General features: G+C 60.4%; 13 protein-coding genes. 2 read left to right on the plus strand and 11 right to left on the minus strand.

Annotation, left to right across the window (positions count from 1 at the left end; translation table 11 throughout):
- Positions 1-13 precede the first annotated feature (13 nt).
- Positions 14-751 (plus strand): substrate-binding periplasmic protein, encoded by a 738-nt coding sequence (locus AK821_RS03440; RefSeq protein ID WP_064388126.1) that lies wholly within the window; start codon positions 14-16, stop codon positions 749-751.
- 112 nt (positions 752-863) lie between these two features.
- On the opposite strand, the gene yccS is transcribed toward AK821_RS03440, so the two are convergent.
- The 9 genes from yccS to betI form a co-directional block, all read right to left on the minus strand.
- Positions 864-3,056 carry a YccS family putative transporter gene (gene yccS / locus AK821_RS03445; RefSeq protein WP_064388127.1) on the minus strand — a complete coding sequence of 731 codons (2,193 nt, stop codon included), beginning with the start codon at positions 3,054-3,056 and terminating at the stop codon, positions 864-866.
- Between the two features lie 254 nt (positions 3,057-3,310).
- On the minus strand, positions 3,311-4,489 hold the full coding sequence (locus AK821_RS03450; protein WP_064388128.1) for an NAD(P)/FAD-dependent oxidoreductase: 1,179 nt from the start codon (positions 4,487-4,489) through the stop codon (positions 3,311-3,313).
- A 153-nt stretch (positions 4,490-4,642) separates the two neighbouring features.
- Positions 4,643-6,028: an ATP-dependent RNA helicase DbpA gene (dbpA, locus tag AK821_RS03455; protein WP_064388129.1), complete on the minus strand. Its 1,386-nt coding sequence runs from the start codon at positions 6,026-6,028 to the stop codon at positions 4,643-4,645.
- Between the two features lie 80 nt (positions 6,029-6,108).
- Entirely contained in the window at positions 6,109-7,536 is a 1,428-nt protein-coding gene (gene mdtD, locus AK821_RS03460; protein ID WP_064388130.1) for a multidrug transporter subunit MdtD, read from the minus strand.
- Positions 7,537-7,648: 112 nt separating this feature from the next.
- Positions 7,649-8,986, minus strand: coding sequence for a TldD/PmbA family protein (locus AK821_RS03465; protein ID WP_064388131.1), 1,338 nt, complete (start codon positions 8,984-8,986; stop codon positions 7,649-7,651).
- Complete coding sequence (locus AK821_RS03470; protein ID WP_064388132.1) at positions 8,986-10,428, minus strand: TldD/PmbA family protein; 1,443 nt, start codon at positions 10,426-10,428, stop codon at positions 8,986-8,988. The genes AK821_RS03465 and AK821_RS03470 overlap by 1 nt, the downstream gene beginning before the upstream one ends.
- Positions 10,429-10,673: 245 nt before the next feature.
- On the minus strand, positions 10,674-12,377 hold the full coding sequence (gene betA / locus AK821_RS03475) for a choline dehydrogenase (RefSeq protein ID WP_064388133.1): 1,704 nt from the start codon (positions 12,375-12,377) through the stop codon (positions 10,674-10,676).
- A 180-nt stretch (positions 12,378-12,557) separates the two neighbouring features.
- Positions 12,558-14,030, minus strand: a complete 1,473-nt coding sequence (gene betB / locus AK821_RS03480) for a betaine-aldehyde dehydrogenase (RefSeq protein ID WP_064388134.1) — start codon at positions 14,028-14,030, stop codon at positions 12,558-12,560.
- 88 nt (positions 14,031-14,118) lie between these two features.
- Entirely contained in the window at positions 14,119-14,712 is a 594-nt protein-coding gene (betI, locus tag AK821_RS03485; protein ID WP_034153602.1) for a transcriptional regulator BetI, read from the minus strand.
- Between the two features lie 429 nt (positions 14,713-15,141).
- Here betI and betT point away from each other — a divergent pair, with 429 nt between their 5' ends.
- A complete protein-coding gene (betT, locus tag AK821_RS03495; RefSeq protein WP_064388136.1) occupies positions 15,142-17,139 on the plus strand; it encodes a choline BCCT transporter BetT in 1,998 nt (665 codons plus the stop codon).
- Between the two features lie 226 nt (positions 17,140-17,365).
- Here the strand turns inward: betT and choV are convergent, their stop codons facing one another.
- Together choV and choW are read right to left on the minus strand one after the other, a co-directional pair.
- A complete protein-coding gene (choV, locus tag AK821_RS03500; RefSeq protein WP_064388137.1) occupies positions 17,366-18,544 on the minus strand; it encodes a choline ABC transporter ATP-binding protein in 1,179 nt (392 codons plus the stop codon).
- Entirely contained in the window at positions 18,541-19,386 is an 846-nt protein-coding gene (choW, locus tag AK821_RS03505) for a choline ABC transporter permease subunit (RefSeq protein WP_008085763.1), read from the minus strand. Before choW ends, choV begins: the two co-directional genes overlap by 4 nt.
- Between the last annotated feature and the right edge of the window lie 62 nt (positions 19,387-19,448).

Here is a 19,448-nt window from a genome sequence, read left to right on the forward strand (position 1 = left end):
AGGATTTTCAAGCATGCCGCGATTGCATCGAGCCTTTGCTTTGATCGGATTGCTCTTGCTGGCTCAGACCGCCGCAGCGGATAAGCTGCGGCTGGTGTTTGATATCTGGCCACCCTTTACCGACGACACCCTGGTCAACGGCGGACTGGCCACCGACATTGTCAGCACCGCGCTGGCCCGGGCCGGTTATGCCAGCGCTTATGAGCAGGTGCCTTGGGCGCGGGCGCTGCTTGGCGTTGGCGAGGGTCGCTACGATGTGTTGGTCAACGCTTGGTACAACGATGAACGGACCAAGCTCGGCCAGTTTTCCGGGGAATACCTGCTCAACCGCATCCGCTTTCTCAAGCGCAAAGACACTCCGCTCGATTACTCCAGCTTGCAACAACTGCACACCTATCCGATTGCTGTGGTGCGCGGTTATGCCTATTCGGCGCCATTCGATGCCGATACCGCGCTGCAGAAAGTCCCTGTGCATAACTTTGCTATGGCTGTGCGCATGCTCGCGGCGGATCGGGTCAAGTTGACGCTGGAGGATGAGTACGTTGCGAAGTATTACCTGGCGCGGGAATCCGCTAAGGTGCGCAATTCAGTGGAGTTTTTGTCCAAGCCGTTGAGTGAGAACAGCCTGCATATATTGGTCAGTCTGAAGAATCCTCAGCATGAGCAGATTGTTGCGGGGTTTGATAAGGCGATTGCGGCGATGAAGGCGGATGGGAGTTATGACAAGTTGCTTCGCCAGCATGGGATGTGAGGGGTGATCCAGAATCTTCTGTGTGGCAGATGTCGCTATCGCGAGCAGGCTCACTCCTACAATTTGGAATGCGTTCCCCTGTAGGAGTGAGCCTGCTCGCGATGACGCCCTGTCAACCGCCGCTGATTTCTGAGGTGTCCTTGATCAGATGCGCCGCCAACGTGCGCAATGGCCCCAACTGCCGGCAGATCAACGCCAATTGCGTCTGCACCAACCGCTGCCCTTCATCAATCTCATCGGGCATCTGCTCCAGCTCATTGGCCAGCGCTTCTTCTTCATCACTCTGAATCGCCACCGGCTCTTTGCTCGCCAGTCCCTGAGCGATTTCATCAATGCTCGTTGCCAGTTTCACCCCGGCGCCGTCAATCAACTGCTCCCGCACCTCAGCCGGCAATTGGGTCTCGCGATGCGCACCCAGCCCTGACAGATAACTCAACAGCGTGTGCGACAACACCAGAAAGCGGAATCCAACATCCGCTTCCTTACGGAAATGCCCCGGCTCCATCAGCATGTTTGCCAGTGTCGTCGACAGCGCCGCATCAGCGTTGTGCGCATTGCGCCGGGCCAAGCGATAGGCGAGGTCGTCGCTCTTGCCGGCGGCGTATTGCTGCATGATCTGGCGCAGGTAGATGCTGTTGCAGGTCAGGGTGTTGGCCAGCACTTTGTTCAGGCGCCGGCCCTGCCAGTCCGGCAGGAACAGGAACACTGTCAGCCCGGCAATCAGGCTGCCGAGCAAAGTATCGAACAACCGTGGCAGGAACAGTCCGTAACCGTCGCCGACCTGGTTGAAGCAGAACAGCACCATGATGGTGATCGCCGCCGTCGCCAAGGTGTAACGGGTGGTGCGGTTGGTAAAGAACACCACGCCGGCGGCGATGGCGAAACACGACTGCACCAACGGGCTCGGGAACAGATCGAACAGCGCCCACGCCACGGTCAGGCCGATGGCAGTACCGAAAATCCGCTGACCGAGTTTGCGTCGTGTCGCGCCGTAGTTTGGCTGGCAGACGAACAGGGTGGTGAGGATGATCCAGTAACCCTGCGATGGGTGAATCAAGTGCACCATGCCGTAGCCGATACTCAGCGCCAGCGGCAGACGTAAGGCGTGACGGAACAGCAGTGAGGTCGGCGTCAGTTGCGTGCGCAGACGAATCCAGACGTCCTTGAGGTTGCGCGGTGAGCGGTCGAGCAGGCTGCTGTCGGTCGCATCGGCCAAGGCGTCGGGGTTGCTGGCGTCGCTGAGCAAACGGTCGAGGGTGCCGAGGTTGGCCGCCAGTGCACGCAGCGAACGCAGCAGCCCGCGCCAGGCCGGGTTGCTCTGGATGCGCAGATGTTCGAGGGAGGCATCGAGGTCGCTCAGGGCTTCGGCGAAACTCGCGTCGTAAATGAACGGCTGGCGCATCTGGATCGACTCGGCCAGCGCCCGGCAGGCCTTGCCTTGCTGGCGCAACAGGCGCTGGCAGCGGAACAGCACGTCACTGTGAAAGAACGCGTCGGCCAGCGCGTTGTACGGATAGTGCGAAGAACTGGCGCGTTCGTGGATGTCCTGAGCGAGGAAGTACAGCTTCAGGTAACGGCTGACTTTCGAGCCGGGGCGGCCGTTGCCAACACGGTGCAGAATGATTTCCTTGGCACTGTTCAGCGCCGCCACCACGCGACCGTTTTGCTGAGCCAGTTCCAGGCGCCGGGCTTCGACGTCCATCTGCCGGATCGGCTCGAACAGCGAGGATTTCAGCTTCAGGTAAAAGCCCAGCTCACGGAATAATCGCGCCAGACTTTGCTGCACCGGCTGATTGGAAAACAGCGCCTGCCACAGCACCGAGAGCAAGCCGTACCACGCCGCACCGGCGACCAGCAGCATCGGTTCGTGCCAGAAATCGGTGACCGCGCCGCCGCGCTGATCAACGCCGATCATCGTGTACACCGACAGAATCAACGTCGCCGAAGCAATCGCGCCATAACGCTCGCCGAGAGCGCCGAGCATGGTCAGGCCGAAACTGGCCAGCGCCAGGGCAATGGCAAACACGATGGGGTAGGGGAAGAGCAATTCCACCGACAGTGCAGCGATGCTGAAGCACACCAGCGTCACGGCGAGGGCGTTGAGGCGGCCCTGCCAACTGTCGTCGGTTTCGGCCAGGGCGCTGGCGATAATCCCCAGGAACAACGGGATCAGCAGGCCCATTTCATCCTGATACCAACACAGCGCCATGCTGCCGGTCAGGGCGATGAACACCCGCACGCTGTAGCTGAATTTATCCAGCGCCCACAGGCGCCGCAAAGACTGACGAAACGAGGTCGAGGACATGAAGTGCGAAGGCCTTCCGAGGCGATGCCGCTAAATTGAGCCAGTAATGACGCCGACGCAATGGCGCCGATCACATCTGACAGCAAAAAGTGTTCCTTTGAGATCTTGTGTAGAACTAAATCTTGAATTGGGCACGGAACCCTGTGGGAGCTGGCTTGCCAGCGATGGCTGCATGACAGTCAACAATGATGTTGGATCTGCCGGCCTCATCGCTGGCAAGCCAGCTCCCACAGGTTTTTGTATTTAGCTTTGAATTAAGCGTATTGCGCGGCCGCGTAGCCGGAGGCCCAGGCCCACTGGAAGTTGAAGCCGCCCAGGTGGCCAGTGACGTCGAGGACTTCGCCAATGAAATACAGGCCCGGGCTTTTCAGCGATTCCATGGTCTTGGAGGACACTTCGCGGGTATCAACGCCACCGAGTGTTACCTCGGCTGTGCGATAACCTTCAGTCCCCGCCGGCACGACTTTCCAGCTGCCGAGCTTGTCGGCAATCTCCGCCAATTCGGCATGGGTGTACTGCTTCATCGGCTTGGACACAAACCAGTTGTCCGCCAGCAGATTGGCCATCTTCTTGGTGAAGATCTCACCCAGCAGGGTTTTCAATTCGCTGTTCGGGCGTTCGGCCACTTGCTGTTGCAACCAGCTCGCCGCGTCGTGATCCGGCAGCAGGTTGATTTCCACCGTGTCACCGGATTCCCAGAACGACGAGATCTGCAAGATCGCCGGGCCGCTAAGGCCGCGGTGAGTGAACAGGATGTTCTCGCGAAAGCTCTGATCGTTGCAGCTGACCAGACAATCCACCGACGTCCCGGACAGCTCGGTGCAGAGTTCTTTGAGCTGATCGGTGATGGTGAACGGCACCAGACCGGCGCGGGTCGGCAGCAATTCATGGCCGAACTGCTTGGCGACTTGATAACCAAAACCGGTCGCTCCGAGCGTCGGGATCGACAGGCCACCGGTGGCAATCACCAGCGACTGGCACTGGATCTGGCCGAGGGTGGTGTCGAGCAGGTAACCGTTCTCGACTTTCTCGATGGTCTGGATCGAGGTATCCAGGTGCAGCTCGACGCCGGCCTGATCGCACTCGGTCAGGAGCATTTCAAGAATGTCGCTGGATTTGTTATCGCAGAACAACTGGCCGAGTTTCTTCTCGTGGTACGGCACGGCGTGCTTGCCGACCATGCCGATGAAATCCCACTGGGTGTAACGCGCCAGTGCGGATTTGCAGAAATGCGGGTTCTGCGAGAGGAAATTGCTCGGCTCGGTGTACATGTTGGTGAAATTGCAGCGGCCACCGCCCGACATCAGGATTTTCTTGCCGGCCTTGTTCGCGTGGTCGAGCAGCAATACCTGACGCCCACGCCCGGCGGCGGTCAGTGCACACATCAACCCAGCGGCGCCAGCGCCAATGATCACGACTTCGGTAGAGCGCAAAACGGTGTCCTCATGGTGGGTCGCTACAAAACAAACTGTGGGAGCGAGCCTGCTCGCGAAAGCGGTGTGTCATTCAACATTGATGTCGACTGACAGTTTGCCTTCGCGAGCAGGCTCGCTCCCACAAGGGATCTTCGTTAAATGGAAGATCGTTTACAGAATGCGGACGCGCAGCGAACGGCCCTTGATCTTGCCGTCGTTCAAGCGCTGCAAGGCCTGCATGGCCACGGTGCGGTCAACGGCCACATAAGCCTGGAAGTCGAAGATCGCGATCTTGCCCACCTGCGCACCCGGAATGCCGGCATCGCCAGTCAGTGCACCGAGAATGTCGCCCGGACGCACCTTGTCTTTACGGCCGGCACCGATGCACAGGGTGGTCATCGGCGGCTGCAGCGGCGCGAGGCCCTGGGACTTGAGGTTATCGACCTGATCCCAGTTCAGCGGCGACTTCTGCAGTTGCTCGATGGCTTGCGCACGATGCGCTTCGCCCGGAGCAACCAGGCTGATCGCGATGCCTTTCTCGCCAGCACGACCGGTACGGCCGACGCGGTGAATGTGGATTTCCGAATCGCGGGCCAGTTCGACGTTGATCACCATGTCCAGCGCATCGATGTCCAGACCACGGGCAGCCACGTCGGTGGCAACCAGTACCGAGGTACTGCGGTTGGCGAACATCGCCAGCACCTGGTCGCGATCACGCTGTTCCAGATCGCCGTGCAGGCCGACTGCGGAAATGCCCTTGGCGGTCAGGTGATCAACGGTTTCCTGCACTTGCTGCTTGGTGAAGCAGAACGCCACGCAGGAGGCCGGACGGAAGTGGTGCAGGACTTTCGTCACCACGCCCATGCGATCTTCCGGGGAAATCTCGTAGAAACGCTGCTCGATCTGCGTGTCATCGTGGAACGCTTCGGCTTTCACTGTTTGCGGATCACGCATGAACTTCGACGCCAGTTGCTTGATGCCAACCGGGTAAGTCGCGGAGAACAGCAGGGTCTGACGACGCTCGGGGGTCTTGATGATGATGTCTTCGATGGCGTCGTAGAAACCCATGTCGAGCATGCGGTCGGCTTCGTCGAGGATCAGCGTGTTCAGGCCATCAAGGACCAGCGAACCCTTGCGCAAGTGCTGCTGGATGCGGCCCGGGGTGCCGACGATGATGTGCGCGCCATGTTCCAGCGAAGCGATCTGCGGGCCGAAGGACACGCCGCCGCACAGGGTCAGGACCTTGATGTTGTCTTCGGCACGGGCCAGACGTCGGATTTCCTTGGCGACCTGGTCGGCCAGCTCACGCGTCGGGCAGATCACCAGTGCCTGGCAACCGAAGTAGCGCGGGTTGATCGGGTTGAGCAGGCCGATGCCGAAGGCGGCGGTCTTGCCGCTGCCGGTCTTGGCCTGGGCGATCAGGTCCATCCCCTTGAGGATCACCGGCAAGCTCTGCGCCTGGATCGGCGTCATCTGGGCATAACCGAGGGATTCGAGGTTAGCCAGCATGGCGGCGGACAGCGGCAGAGTATTAAAAGCGGTGGCGATGGTGGTCACGGGACTGGCCTGCAAAACAAAATGTCGCGCAGTGTAGCAGCCCCGTGCCACTTTCTTCGAAAGTTCTGGACGAACAGTGGTTAATGTTCGATGTGTTCTTGCGGGCGTTTGGCGCGGCGGCCGTCTTCTTTCGATAGCTGCGAGAAGATCGTCGCGGCGAGCATCGCCATGATGCCGACGGTGACAAAAGTCAGCTGGAACGCGCCGAGCACGGTTTCCACGCCATCGTTACCGACCTCTGCTGTAAACCCGCCGAGCAACGCACCGGCGCACGCCACGCCCAGACTCAACGACAACTGCGCCACCACCGAGAGCAAACTGTTGCCACTGCTGGCGCTCGCGTCATCGAGGTCGATCAGGGTCACGGTGTTCATCGCCGTGAACTGCAGCGAGTTGATCGCGCCCAGCACTGCCAGCAGGCACAGCAGCAGCCAGTACGGCGTCTGCTCACTGACCAGACCCATGCTCGCCAGCATGATCCCCAGTGCCAAGGTGTTGCCGGTGAGGACGATGCGATAGCCCAGACGCTCGATCAGCGGCCGTGCCACCCACTTGGCGATCATCGCCGCCGCCGCCAGCGGCAGCATGCTCATCCCCGCTTGCGACGGGGAATAACCCAGCGCTACCTGCAGCAGCAACGGCACCAGAAACGGCAGTGCACCGCTGCCCAAGCGCGCGAACAAGTTGCCCAGAATGCCAACGGCAAACGTGCGGGTCTTGAACAGCGAGGGCGCGAACAGCGGGTTCTCAATGTGCCCGGCGCGCAACCAGTACGCCGCCAGACAGGCCATGCCGCCGAACAGCAGCAACATCACGCGCAGGTGCGGCAAGTGCAATTCGCCGAGGCCTTCCATGGCGATGGTGATCAGGATCATCGCCGCGCCGAACAACAGGAAACCCAAACTATCGAAGCGCGTACGCTCAGTGCCGCGCAGGTCGGGAATGAATTTCCACACCGCGTAGCAACCGATGACGCCGACCGGCAGGTTGATCAGGAAGATCCAGTGCCACGTCAGGTATTCGACCATCCAGCCGCCCATGGTCGGGCCGATCAGCGGGCCGAGCAGACCGGGGATGGTGATGAAGCCCATGATCCGCACCAGCTCGGAGCGCGGATAAGCACGCAGCACCACCAGTCGCCCGACCGGCAGCATTAGCGCACCACCCAGGCCCTGAATGACACGAGCGCCGATCAGCATGCTCAGGCTGCTCGACAGCGCGCAGAGCAGTGAACCGAAACTGAACAGCAGAATCGCGCCGAAGAAGATTTTCTTGGTGCCGAAGCGGTCGGCGATCCAGCCCGAGGCGGGAATCAGCAAGGCCACGGTGAGCATGTAGGCGATGATCACGCCCTGCATGCGCAGCGGGTCTTCGGCGAGATCGCGAGCCATGGCTGGCAGCGCGGTGTTGAGGATGGTCCCGTCGAGGGACTGCATGAAGAAAGCGATAGCGACGACCCACGGCAACCAGCGGGCGGTGATGGCGTCGAGAGGCGGGCGGGTGGGCATGGAACCTCTTGTTGTGGAGTCAGTGAAGGCCTCATCGCGAGCAGGCTCACTCCTACATTTATTCTGTGTCGATCACAAATCCTATGTAGGAGTGAGCCTGCTCGCGATGCTTTTAAAGCGTCAGCGTGAGTCGGCTGACCAGTGCCCCCGGCAGCAACGCCGACGAGGTATTGCGCTGGCTATACGTACTCGCCGACAGCAGCAACTCGCGCTCGGCGGTCAACGCTTCCAGCTGCGAACCGAGCAGGCTGTAAGCGCTGTCGTCAAAGCGCATGGTGCTGACCGGTGCCTGGATCTCGCCGTTCTCGACCCAGAAGGTCGCGAAGCGGGTCATGCCGGTCATGCGCGCCGCCGGTTGGTCCGAGAAGTTCAGGTACCACAGGTTGCTGATGTACAACCCGGTGCCCAACTGCTTGAGGATCTCCGCTTGGGACAGATCACCGGCCGCCATGTTCAACGCACTCGGCGATTCACCGCCGCTGGCGCCGTTGGCGGTCAAACCATATTCGGCGGCACTGCGCGAGCCGACCAGTTGATCGCCAGCCTTGCCTTCGACGATCAAACGCAAATCACTGCGCGGATAACCTTCGCCGGAAAACGCCGGGCTCAGCGATTCGCTGACTTTCTCGTCCAGCGACAGCAGCGGACTGAACGCCTGATCGCCGACATACAGCTTCTGCAACGGGCTGCTCTTGCTGGCGATCGACTGCGCCGAGAAACCGCCCCAGCTCAACATGCCCATGATTTCTTCCAGCGCCGCCGGTGCCAGGTACGCGCGGTATTGCCCCGGTGCCAACGTACGCAGCGGGCGGCCGAGAAACTCCAGTTGCTCACGTGCCTGAGCAAAGCGCTTGGCAAAACCCTCGCTGCTCCAGTCATGCCCGGCGTAGCTGGCCTTAACCGCTTCACCGTTGTCGTGGAACAGGCTGAAATCGAAGTTGAAGCTGTTGGCCTGATGCCAGCCAAACGCCCCCGAAGAGCTGGCGAAACCACGGCTGATCGGGCCCGCAGCATAAAAGCCGACCAGATCCAGACCTTCAGCGGCGGCGCAGATTTCATCGACAACCTGCTCAGTGTCCGGCAGCGGATGCTCCTGCACGTTCTGGCTTTGCCAGCCGTTGTGGTTGAGTAGCAGATACGGATCCTGTGGCAGCAGCGGCAGGGTTTCGCGCAGTTGCTGCAGGCCTTCGGCGAGGCGTTGCAGATCGCCTTCCTGATCCCCGGACAGGGTGACCTGCAGGTCGGCGTGACGCCCGTCGTTGATCAGCTTCAGCACGATGTTGGCCTGCTGCACTTGCCCGGCCTGGCGTACCTTGGCGTGGTTGAAACGCACGAACGCCGAAGACTCGGCGGCATAGCTGAGGGTGAACTGTTCCGGCTCGCGCACGCTGTCGCGCAGCCAATTGACCATGACCTTGAAGGCGTCGGACTGACTCTTCGAAATGCTCATCAGGCGTCTCCCCCAAACACATCAACGTTGCTGAATACGCAGGCCGGCGAAGCGTGGCCGACGCGGATCACCTGGTTCGGTTCGCCCTTGCCGCAGTTCGGCGTGCCCAGCACCTTGACGGTGTTGGCGTCGCCGACGGCGCGCAGGCTTTTCCAGAAGTGCGCGGAAATCGCCCGGTAGTTCGGGTTTTTTACCACGCCTTTCAGTTCGCCGTTTTCGATCAACTGGCCCCATTCACAGCCGAACTGGAATTTGTTGCGCGCATCGTCGATCGACCACGAACGGTTGGTGCTCATCAGGATGCCGTGCTCGATGCCTTCGATCAGTTTGTTCAGCGGCTGATCGCCCGGTTCGATATTGAGGTTGGCCATGCGGTCGATCGGCGCGCGGTTCCAGCCGCAGGCGCGGCTGTTGGCGACGCCTTCCATCCCGGCACGATATTGCGACAGCGCACCGCCCAGCGGACGCAGCAACAGGCCATCGCGGATCAGGAATTGTTTGCTCGCTTTGCTGCCGTCGTCATCGTGGCCATAGCTGGCGAGTTCTTCGGGGATGCCCGGGTCGAACGTCACGTTGAGCAGTTTGGAGCCGTATTGCAGGCTGCCGAAGTCGCTCGCTTTGACGAAACTGGTGCCGGCGTAATTGCGCTCGTCGCCGAGGATGCGGTCGAGTTCCAACGGATGGCCGATGGATTCGTGGATCTGCAGCATCATCTGATCCGGCATCAACAGCAGGTCGCGCGGGCCTTGCGGGGTGTTCGGTGCGAGCAGCAGTTGCAACGCTTGATCAGCAACTTGCGGGCCGGCGCCGATCAGGCCACAACGGCTGATCACGTCAGCGCCGCCCTGTTGGCCGAAGTTCTCGCGGCCGAGGCTACGGGTCTGGCTGTCGTTGCCGTCGTAGGCGGTGACGTCGAGGCTTGGGTAAACGAAGCGCTGGGCCTGGCGCAATTCGGCCCCCGCGCTGCTCAGGTAGATCTGTTCGACCTGGGTAATGCCAATGCTCACTTGCCAATTCACCAGGCGCTCATCCTTTGGCACCGAGGCGGATTCCGCGCCGAGCAGCTCGAAGCATTCGCTCAGGGACGGAAAGGGTTGTTCGAGATTGGGCGAAAGGTAATCAGCGCGATCGCTGGACACCGGCTGATCGCGCAGGTCGAGCAAGGCGTGCGGCTTCAGGCGGCGGGCCTGAATCTCAGCGCGTTCGAGGGCGGCTTGCAGACCTTGTTGCGACAGGTCGTTGGTGGCCGCGTAGGCCTCAACGCCGTTGACGCGAACGGTGAGCATCGCCCCTTCGTCACGGCTCAGGCTCGGCGGTTCGGCGACGTTCTTGCGCACCGACAGGTACTGCCCGGACTCGCGTACATACCGCAGGGAAAAGAACTCAGCGCCCGTGCGCAAGGCAGCGAAGCGCTGCTTGAGCTGGGGGTGGAAATCGAACATTCGGGAACCTCCTTGTCAGGGGGAAGCGGTAGAGCTACGGCGAGGAAGGGGGTGAAACGGTTGCGCGAGGTCTAGAGTAGGCCTGCGTGGGGGTAGGATCAAGTGAAGAGGGGGTGTAGGGGGATTTACTGTGCAGCGAGGGAATTTGTGCTGAATGCTAGGGCCTCATCGCGAGCAGGCTCACTCCTACAGATCCTTGTAGGAGTGAGCCTGCTCGCGATCAGCCTTGATACGGTGTAACTGAATTACTGAGCAGCAGGCGTGATATCACGCATCGGCTTGCCCTTCACCGGCGCATCGCCCGCAACGTAGTACGGCGCGGTGCTGCGCGGCAGCGGCTGACGACCACGGATCTTGTCGGCGATTTTCTCGGCGATCATGATCGTCGGCGCGTTCAGGTTACCGGTGGTGATGATCGGCATGATCGAGGCATCGACCACACGCAGGCTCTGCATGCCGTGCACGCGACCTTCGCCATCGACCACAGCCATTTCGTCGGTGCCCATCTTGCACGAGCAGGACGGGTGGAACGCGGTTTCGGCGTGCTCACGGATGAACTTGTCCAGCTGCTCATCGGTTTGCACTTCGATGCCCGGGCTGATTTCGCGGCCACGGAAAGCGTCCAGCGCAGGCTGCTGCATGATTTCACGGGTCAGGCGGATGCCGTCGCGGAATTCTTGCCAGTCCTGCTCGGTGGCCATGTAGTTGAACAGGATGCTCGGGTGCTGGCGCGGGTCTTTCGACTTGGCCTGGATGCGACCACGGCTTGGCGAGCGCATGGAACCCATGTGCGCCTGGAAACCGTGCTCTTTCACACCGTTGCTGCCGTTGTAGTTAATCGCCACCGGCAGGAAGTGGTACTGAATGTTCGGCCATTCGAATTCCGGACGCGAACGGATGAAACCGCCGGCTTCGAACTGGTTGCTGGCGCCGATACCGGTGCCGTTGAACAGCCACTCGGCACCGATGGCTGGCTGGTTGTACCAGAGCAGCGACGGGTACAGCGACACCGGTTGGGTGCACGCGTATTGCAGGTACAGCTCAAGGTGATCCTGCAGGTTTTCACCGACGCCCGGCAGATCGTGAACCACCGGGATGTCGAGGGACTTCAGCAGTTCGGCAGGGCCGACACCGGAGCGCTGCAGAATCTGCGGCGAAGCGATGGCGCCGGAGCACAGCAGGACTTCTTTGCGCGCTTTGGCTTCAACGCGCTCTTCAGCGTCGCCGACCAGGTAACGCACGCCAACGGCACGCTTGCCTTCGAACAGAATCTTGTCGGTCAGGGCGTGGGTGACGATGGTCAGGGTCGAACGCTTCTTGGCGACGTCGAGGTAGCCACGGGCGGTGGATGCACGACGGCCGTTCGGCGTCACGGTGCGGTCCATCGGGCCGAAGCCTTCCTGTTGATAACCGTTCAAGTCTTCGGTGCGCGGGTAACCGGCCTGCACGCCAGCTTCAACCATGGCGTGGAACAGCGGGTTGTTGCCAGCCTTCGGCGTGGTCACGCTGACCGGGCCTTCGCCACCGTGGTAATCGTTCGGGCCGATGTCGCGGGTTTCGGCTTTGCGGAAGTACGGCAGGCAGTCGAGGTACGACCAGTTTTCCAGGCCTGGCAGTTTCGCCCAGCCGTCGTAGTCCATCGCGTTACCACGGATGTAGCACATGCCGTTGATCAGCGAGGAACCGCCGAGGCCTTTGCCGCGACCGCATTCCATCCGGCGACCGTCCATGTGTGGCTCGGCGTCGGTTTCGTAAGCCCAGTTGTAGCGACGACCTTGCAGCGGGAACGCCAGAGCGGCCGGCATTTGCGTGCGGAAGTCGAGACGGTAATCCGGGCCGCCTGCTTCGAGCAGCAGAACGGTGACGCCGGCGTCTTCAGTCAGACGGGTCGCCAGGGTGTTACCGGCCGAGCCGGCACCGATGATGATGTAATCGAATTCTTGGGACATTGAATGCACCCTCTTTGATAGTGGTCAGGTCGGACCTTGGCGAGTGCTGTGCACTCGAATCGCTGGCAAGCCAGCTCCCACAGGGATTGGGGGCTGCCACAAATTGGATGGACGACTCCAAACCTGTGGGAGCGGGCTTGCCCGCGAAGAGGCCTTCGCGGGCAACGAAAATCTCGGGTCTTAGAACACCGAGACGTAATCGCCCAGCTCGACCTGTACCGATTTGATGCGGGTGAAGTTGTTCAGCGAGCTGATGCCGTTTTCACGGCCAACACCCGACTGCTTGTAACCGCCGACCGGCATTTTTGCGTCGGACTCGCCCCAGGCGTTGATCCAGCAGATACCGGCTTCCAGTTGATGAATCACGCGGGGCGCGCGGTTCAGGTCTTTGGTGACGATACCGGCGGCCAGGCCGAAGTCGGTGTCGTTGGCGCGGCGGATCACTTCTTCTTCGGTTTCGTAGGAGAGGATCGCCATCACTGGGCCAAAGATTTCTTCACGGACGATGGTCATGTCGTCGGTGCAGTCGGTGAACACGGTTGGCGCGACGAACGCGCCTTTGGCGAATTCGCCGTCGGTCAGACGATCGCCGCCGCACAGTACGCGAGCGCCTTGCTCTTTACCCTTGGCGATGTAGCCGAGCACGCTTTCCATGTGCGCGAAGCTGACCAGCGGGCCGAAGTTGGTGTTTTCGTCTTCCGGGTTGCCAACGCGGATGCGTGCAACGCGCTCAACGATCTTGGCTTCGAAAGCGGCTTTCAAGTGCGCCGGAACGAACACGCGAGTGCCGTTGGTGCAGACCTGACCGGAGCTGTAGAAGTTGGCCATCATTGCGGTGTCGGCAGCGCGATCGAGGTCGGCGTCGTCGCAGATGATCAGCGGGGACTTGCCGCCCAGTTCCATGGTCACGTCTTTCAGCGACGAAGCCGAAGCGCTGGCCATTACCTTCTTGCCAGTGTCGGTGCCGCCGGTGAAGGAGATTTTTTCGATGCGCGGGTGCTCGGTCAGCCAGGTGCCGACTTCACGGCCGCTGCCGGTCAGCACGTTGAACACACCGTTCGGAACGCCGGCTTCGGTGTAGATCTCGGCCAGTTTCAGGGTGGTCAGCGAAGTGACTTCGCTTGGCTTGAAGATCATCGCGTTACCGGCAGCCAGCGCTGGAGCGGATTTCCACAGGGCGATCTGGATCGGGTAGTGCCACGCGCCGATACCGGCGACAACACCCAGCGGCTCGCGACGGGTATAGACGAAAGAAGTGTCGCGCAGTGGAATCTGCTCGCCTTCGATGGCCGGCACCAGGCCTGCGTAGTATTCCAGCACGTCAGCACCGGTAACGATGTCGACGTATTTGGTTTCGGAGAAGGATTTACCGGTGTCCAGGGTTTCCAGGGCGGCCAGCTCATCGTTGCGCTCGCGCAGGATGTCGACGGCGCGACGCAGGATGCGCGAACGCTCCATGGCGGTCATCGCGGCCCAGATTTTCTGGCCCTTTTCAGCGCTGACCACGGCGCGCTCGACGTCTTCCTTGGTCGCACGTTGCACCAGTGCGAGGACTTCACCGTTAGCCGGGTTGATGGCTTCGAAGGTGGCATCGCTGCCGGCGTCAGAGTACGCGCCATCGATGTAAAGTTTTTGCAGTTCGAAACGGGCCATAGTGTCCTCGCAAGTGCATTGGTGGTTGGCGTTGACCACCGCGATAAGGCTGCGGTGGCAGTGAGGGGCCGAGCGTTTTCTGTGTGCTCTAGCTCACCTTCTTGGCCAATTGGAAATCCATGTATTCGTAAGCGATCTGTTGCGCCTGCGCCGTGTCGAAAGCGTCTCCCGACAAAGCGCCGCGCAACCACAAACCGTCAATCAACGCGGCCAGGCCACGCGCTGCGGTGCGCGCATCTTCGAGCGGCAACACGCGGCGGAACTCGCAGCACAGGTTGGAATACAGACGGTGATCGTTGATCCGCTGCAACCTGTGCAAAGACGGCTGGTGCATGCTGGTGGCCCAGAAGGCCAGCCAGGTTTTCATTGCCGGGCCATTGACCTGGCTGGCGTCGAAGTTGCCTTCGATGATCACCTGCAGATGCGCCCGTGGGCTGTCATCTGCCAGCGCCTGACGGCGCGCGGTGACGCTCTCGCTGAGGGCTGTCATCAGATACCGCATCGTGGCGGCAATCAGGCCGTTCTTGTCCTGAAAGTAATGACTGATGATGCCATTCGAGACACCGGCCAAACGGGCGATCAGCGCAATGCTGGCGTCCCCCATTCCGACCTGATCGACCGCCTGCAAAGTGGCTTCGATCAGTTGTTGGCGGCGGATGGGTTGCATACCGACCTTGGGCATCTTGCACATCTCCTTAGGCCTTCCGAGCGGCGAATCACGCCTATCGGATTGAGGGCCAGTCTATTTTGTTTTGATTGAACGTTCAATCAACAAAGAATAAGATCTGCGACAAATCGTCGCTGCCTACAGATTTTTCCTACGTGTAAGTGGCGATAAAATCGACATCCGAAAATGCTCGAAACCTGCGTGGGGCATGGCGCGGTTCGCGATTCGATGGACGTGTTGAAAGGGCAAGACGCTCAGGGCCAGGTTTCGGATGAACGTCCGTCCACCTTCGGCCACGAAAGCGATTCGCAGCGCCATTTCGGCAGGTTCGGGCTTTTTTCGGGGTGTCTTTATATCACCCGCCGGTCGGCTGCCAACTAACCGATTGGTCGGGTTCCGTGTTGCCTTGTGTTCTTCTCTCGCACTGCCTGGAGCATTTGTGCCATGAGTTCTGCCTCGCTTATAAAGACCCCGCCCGAGAAGGTGACGGTCAACGGTTGGGTGTTTTACACCTCTACCGCGCTGATTCTGTTGTTGACCGCCATTCTGATTATCGCCCCGCAAGAGGCCGGCAGACTGTTGGGTATCGCTCAGGCCTGGTTGTCGCGCAGCTTCGGCTGGTACTACATGGTGGTCATCGCCGCCTACCTGGTGTTTGTGGTGGGCCTGGCGTTTTCCTCGTACGGCAAACTCAAACTGGGCAGCAAGGACGACACCCCGGATTTCAGTTACGGCGCCTGGGCGGGGATGCTGTTCTCGTCGGGTATCGGTATTTCGCTGCTGTACTTCGGCGCGTCCGAGCCACTGGATCACTACTTCAATCCGCCGGAAGGCGCCTCGGCCAGCAACCTGGCCGCACGTCAGGCGGTGCAACTGACTTTCCTGCACTGGGGCCTGCACGGCTGGGCGATCTATGCGCTGGTCGGTCTGGCCGTGGCGTACTTTGCGTACCGTCATAATCAGCCGCTGGCCCTGCGTTCGGCGCTGTATCCGCTGGTCGGCGAGCGTTGGGTCAAAGGCGCGGCCGGTCATGCGGTGGACGGTTTCGGCATGTTCGTAACGCTGCTGGGTCTGGTGACGAACCTGGGGATCGGTTCGCTGCAAGTGTCGTCGGGCCTGGAAAACCTGTTCGGCATGGAACACAGCAACACCAACCTGTTGATCGTGATCATCGTGATGAGCACCGTGGCGACCATCGCTGCCGTGTCCGGCGTGGAAAACGGCATCCGTCGTCTGTCCAACCTGAACATCGTGCTGTTCAGCGGTCTGCTGATTTTCGTGCTGTTGTTCGGCCCGACCTTGCACCTGCTCAACGGCTTCGTGCAGAACATCGGCGACTACCTCAACGGCATCGTGCTGAAAACTTTCGACCTGTATGTGTACGAAGGTGACAACGCCAAGTCCGAGCGCTGGATGGGCCTGTGGACCCTGTTCTACTGGGCATGGTGGATTTCCTGGGCGCCATTCGTCGGCATGTTCATCGCGCGTATTTCCCGTGGTCGTACCGTGCGTGAACTGGTCGCCGGCGTGCTGCTGATTCCGCTGGGCTTCACCTTGGCCTGGCTGTCGATCTTCGGTAACTCGGCGCTGGACCTGGTGATGAACCATGGTGCGGTGGAACTCGGCAAGACGGCGCTGGAACAGCCGTCGATGGCGATCTATCAGTTGCTTGAACACTACCCGGCGTCGAAAGTCGTCATCGGTGTGTCGATCTTTGTCGGTTTCGTGCTGTTCCTGACCCCGGCCGACTCTGGCGCGGTGATGATGGCGAATCTGTCCTGCAAGGGCGGCAACGTCGATGAAGATGCGCCGCACTGGCTGCGGATCTTCTGGTCGGTGGTGATCACCCTGGTGACCATCGGTCTGCTGTTTGCCGGTAACTTCGAAGCCATGCAAACCATGGTGGTGCTGGCCGGTCTGCCGTTCTCGGTGGTGCTGGTGTTCTTCATGTTCGGCCTGCACAAGGCGATGCGCCAGGACGTGCAGATCGAACAGGAGCAAGCGCAACTGGCAGAGCGCGGGCGTCGTGGTTTCAGTGAGCGTCTGACGCAACTGGATCTGCAGCCGAGCCAATCGGTGGTGCAGCGTTTCATGGACAAGCAAGTCAGCCCGGCGCTGGAAGACGCCACCGCGCAGATGCGTGCGCAGGGTCTGACAGTGCAGACGCTGTTGGGTAAATCCAAGCGCTGCATGGGCGTGCGCGTCGAAATGGAAGAGGGTAACCCTTTCGTTTACGAAGTGAGCCTGGACGGCTATCTGGCGACCCCGACTGAATCGGCGCAGTCCGATGAAGCGCGCCAGCGTTATTACCGCGCCGAGGTGTATCTGCACAACGGCAGCCAGGATTACGACCTGATGGGCTTCACGCAGGATCAGATCACGCGGGATGTGCTCGATCAGTTTGAAAGCCATCGGCAGCTCCTTGGCCGAGTGTACAGCTAAAGTCAAAAGCCCCCCTCACCCCAGCCCTCTCCCTAAGGGAGAGGGGGAAAGGGAGCAGATCGAGGGCTTTTCAATGCCTGAATTCGACTCGATTTCTCAGGTCGATGTAGCTTGAAAGTACAACTCGGTCAGTCCCCTCTCCCTCTGGGAGAGGGTTAGGGTGAGGGGCTTTTCCCTGACCCAATAAAAAGGGATCGCTCACCGCGATCCCTTTTTTTATCCCGCCTTAACCGAGGTTCTTGCCCAGCAACGCGTGATACAACTCACTGTCGCCCAGAATCCCCACCACATGATTGTTATCGTGCAGCACCAGTTTGTTGCCGGTCTGATAACGAATCTGCAACGCGTCACGCATGCCGATGTTCGAATCCACCAACGTCGGTTTACGCTCCAGGCCTTCCACCGCTTGCCCCGGCGCCCAGTTCTGCAGATTCAGCACCGAGCCGTTCTGCCGCGCACCCTTGATGGTGTTGCCTTCAGCCAGGTCCAGCCACGAATCGCCGCCCGGATCCAGACACACCGAACCGTTGATGCGTTTGCACTTGTCCAGTGTGCGCATCAGGCTGCGCCCGCACAGTACGTTTAGCGGATTGGTGTGCGCCACGAAGGTGCGCACATAGTCGTCCGCCGGGTTGAGCACGATCTCTTCCGGCACGCTGTACTGGATGATCCGGCCGTCCTTCATGATCGCGATGCGGCTACCCAGTTTGAGCGCTTCGTCGAGGTCGTGACTCACGAACACGATGGTTTTGCTCAGCTTGCGTTGCAGTTCCAGCAGTTCATCCTGCAAGCCCTGACGGATCAGCGGGTCGAGTGCCGAGAACGGTTCGTCCATGAGCAAAATGTCGGCGTCCATCGCCAGCGCCCGTGCCAGACCGACACGCTGCTGCATGCCGCCAGAGAGTTCGTCAGGCTTCTTGTTGCGCCATTGGGTCAGGCCAACCAGTTCGAGTTTTTCATCGACCAGCTTGCGCCGTTCCTTTTCCGGACGACCCTGCATTTCCAGACCGAAACTGATGTTCTCGCGCACCGTCAGCCACGGCATCAGAGCGAACTTCTGGAACACCATGGCGATGCGTTTGGTGCGCATCATTTTCAGCTCGGCCGGGGTGCAGGAGGCGATGTCGATCTGCTTGCCTTCATGCTCGACGAACAGCTTGCCGCGGCTCACGGTGTTGAGGCCGTTGATGCAGCGCAGCAGGCTCGACTTGCCCGAACCGGACAGGCCCATCAGCACGCAGATTTCGCCTTTGTTGATGTCCAGCGTGGCTTTTTCCACGCCGACGATCTGCCCGGTTTTCTTCAGGATCTCGTTGCGGGTCATGCCCTGATCGAGCAGCTTGAGTGCCTCGCGTGGATCCTTGGAGAAGATTACGTCGACGTCTTCGAAGCGAATTATGCTCATGCGTCACCCCCTACTTTGGCGTCGGGTTGTTTGCAGATACGGTCGAGCATGATCGCCAGCAGTACGATCGCCAGGCCCGCTTCGAAGCCCAGGGCGATATCAGCAGTGTTCAGTGCGTTGACCACCGGTTTGCCGAGTCCGTCGGCGCCTACCAGTGCCGCGATCACCACCATCGACAACGACAGCATGATGCACTGGGTGATGCCGGCCGCGATGCTCGGCATGGCGTGAGGCAGTTCGATCCGTGAGAGCAATTGGCGACGCGAGCAGCCGAAGGCCTTGCCGGCGTCCATCAGTTCTTGCGGGACATCGCGGATGCCCAGGTAGGTCAGGCGGATCGGCGCAGCGATGGCGAACACCACCGTGGAGATCAGGCCCGGCACCACACCCAGCCCGAAGAGGGTCAGGGTAGGAATGAGGTAAACGAAGGTCGGTACGGTCTGCATCAGATCGAGTACCGGACGCATTAATGTGTAGAACATCGGTTTGTGCGCGGCGACGATGCCCAACGGCACGCCGATGACCACGCAGACCAGGGTCGCGAACAGCACCTGGGCGAGGGTTTCCATGGTTTCCTGCCAGTACCCCAGATTGAGGATCAGCAGAAAGGAAGCGATGACGAAAACGGTCAATCCCCATTTGCGCTGGATGAAATGCGCGAGCAGGGCGATGAGGCCGATCAAGACAAAAGGGTTGAACCAGGTGAGCGCAAACGTCACGCCGTGGATCATCGTTTCCAGGGTCACGGCGATTGCGTCGAAAGTGTTGGCGCCGTGTTGCGTCAACCATTCGACGAAGCCCGCGATGTACTGGCCTAAAGGTATTTTCTGATCAATCAGCATGGTAGTGAACGTCCGCATGCAAGGAAATAAACAGCCCGGACGGCGTTAACCGCCCGGCATAA

It is taken from the genome of Pseudomonas sp. RIT-PI-r (genome assembly GCF_001297015.1).
In the GTDB taxonomy this organism is placed as follows: Bacteria; Pseudomonadota; Gammaproteobacteria; order Pseudomonadales; family Pseudomonadaceae; genus Aquipseudomonas.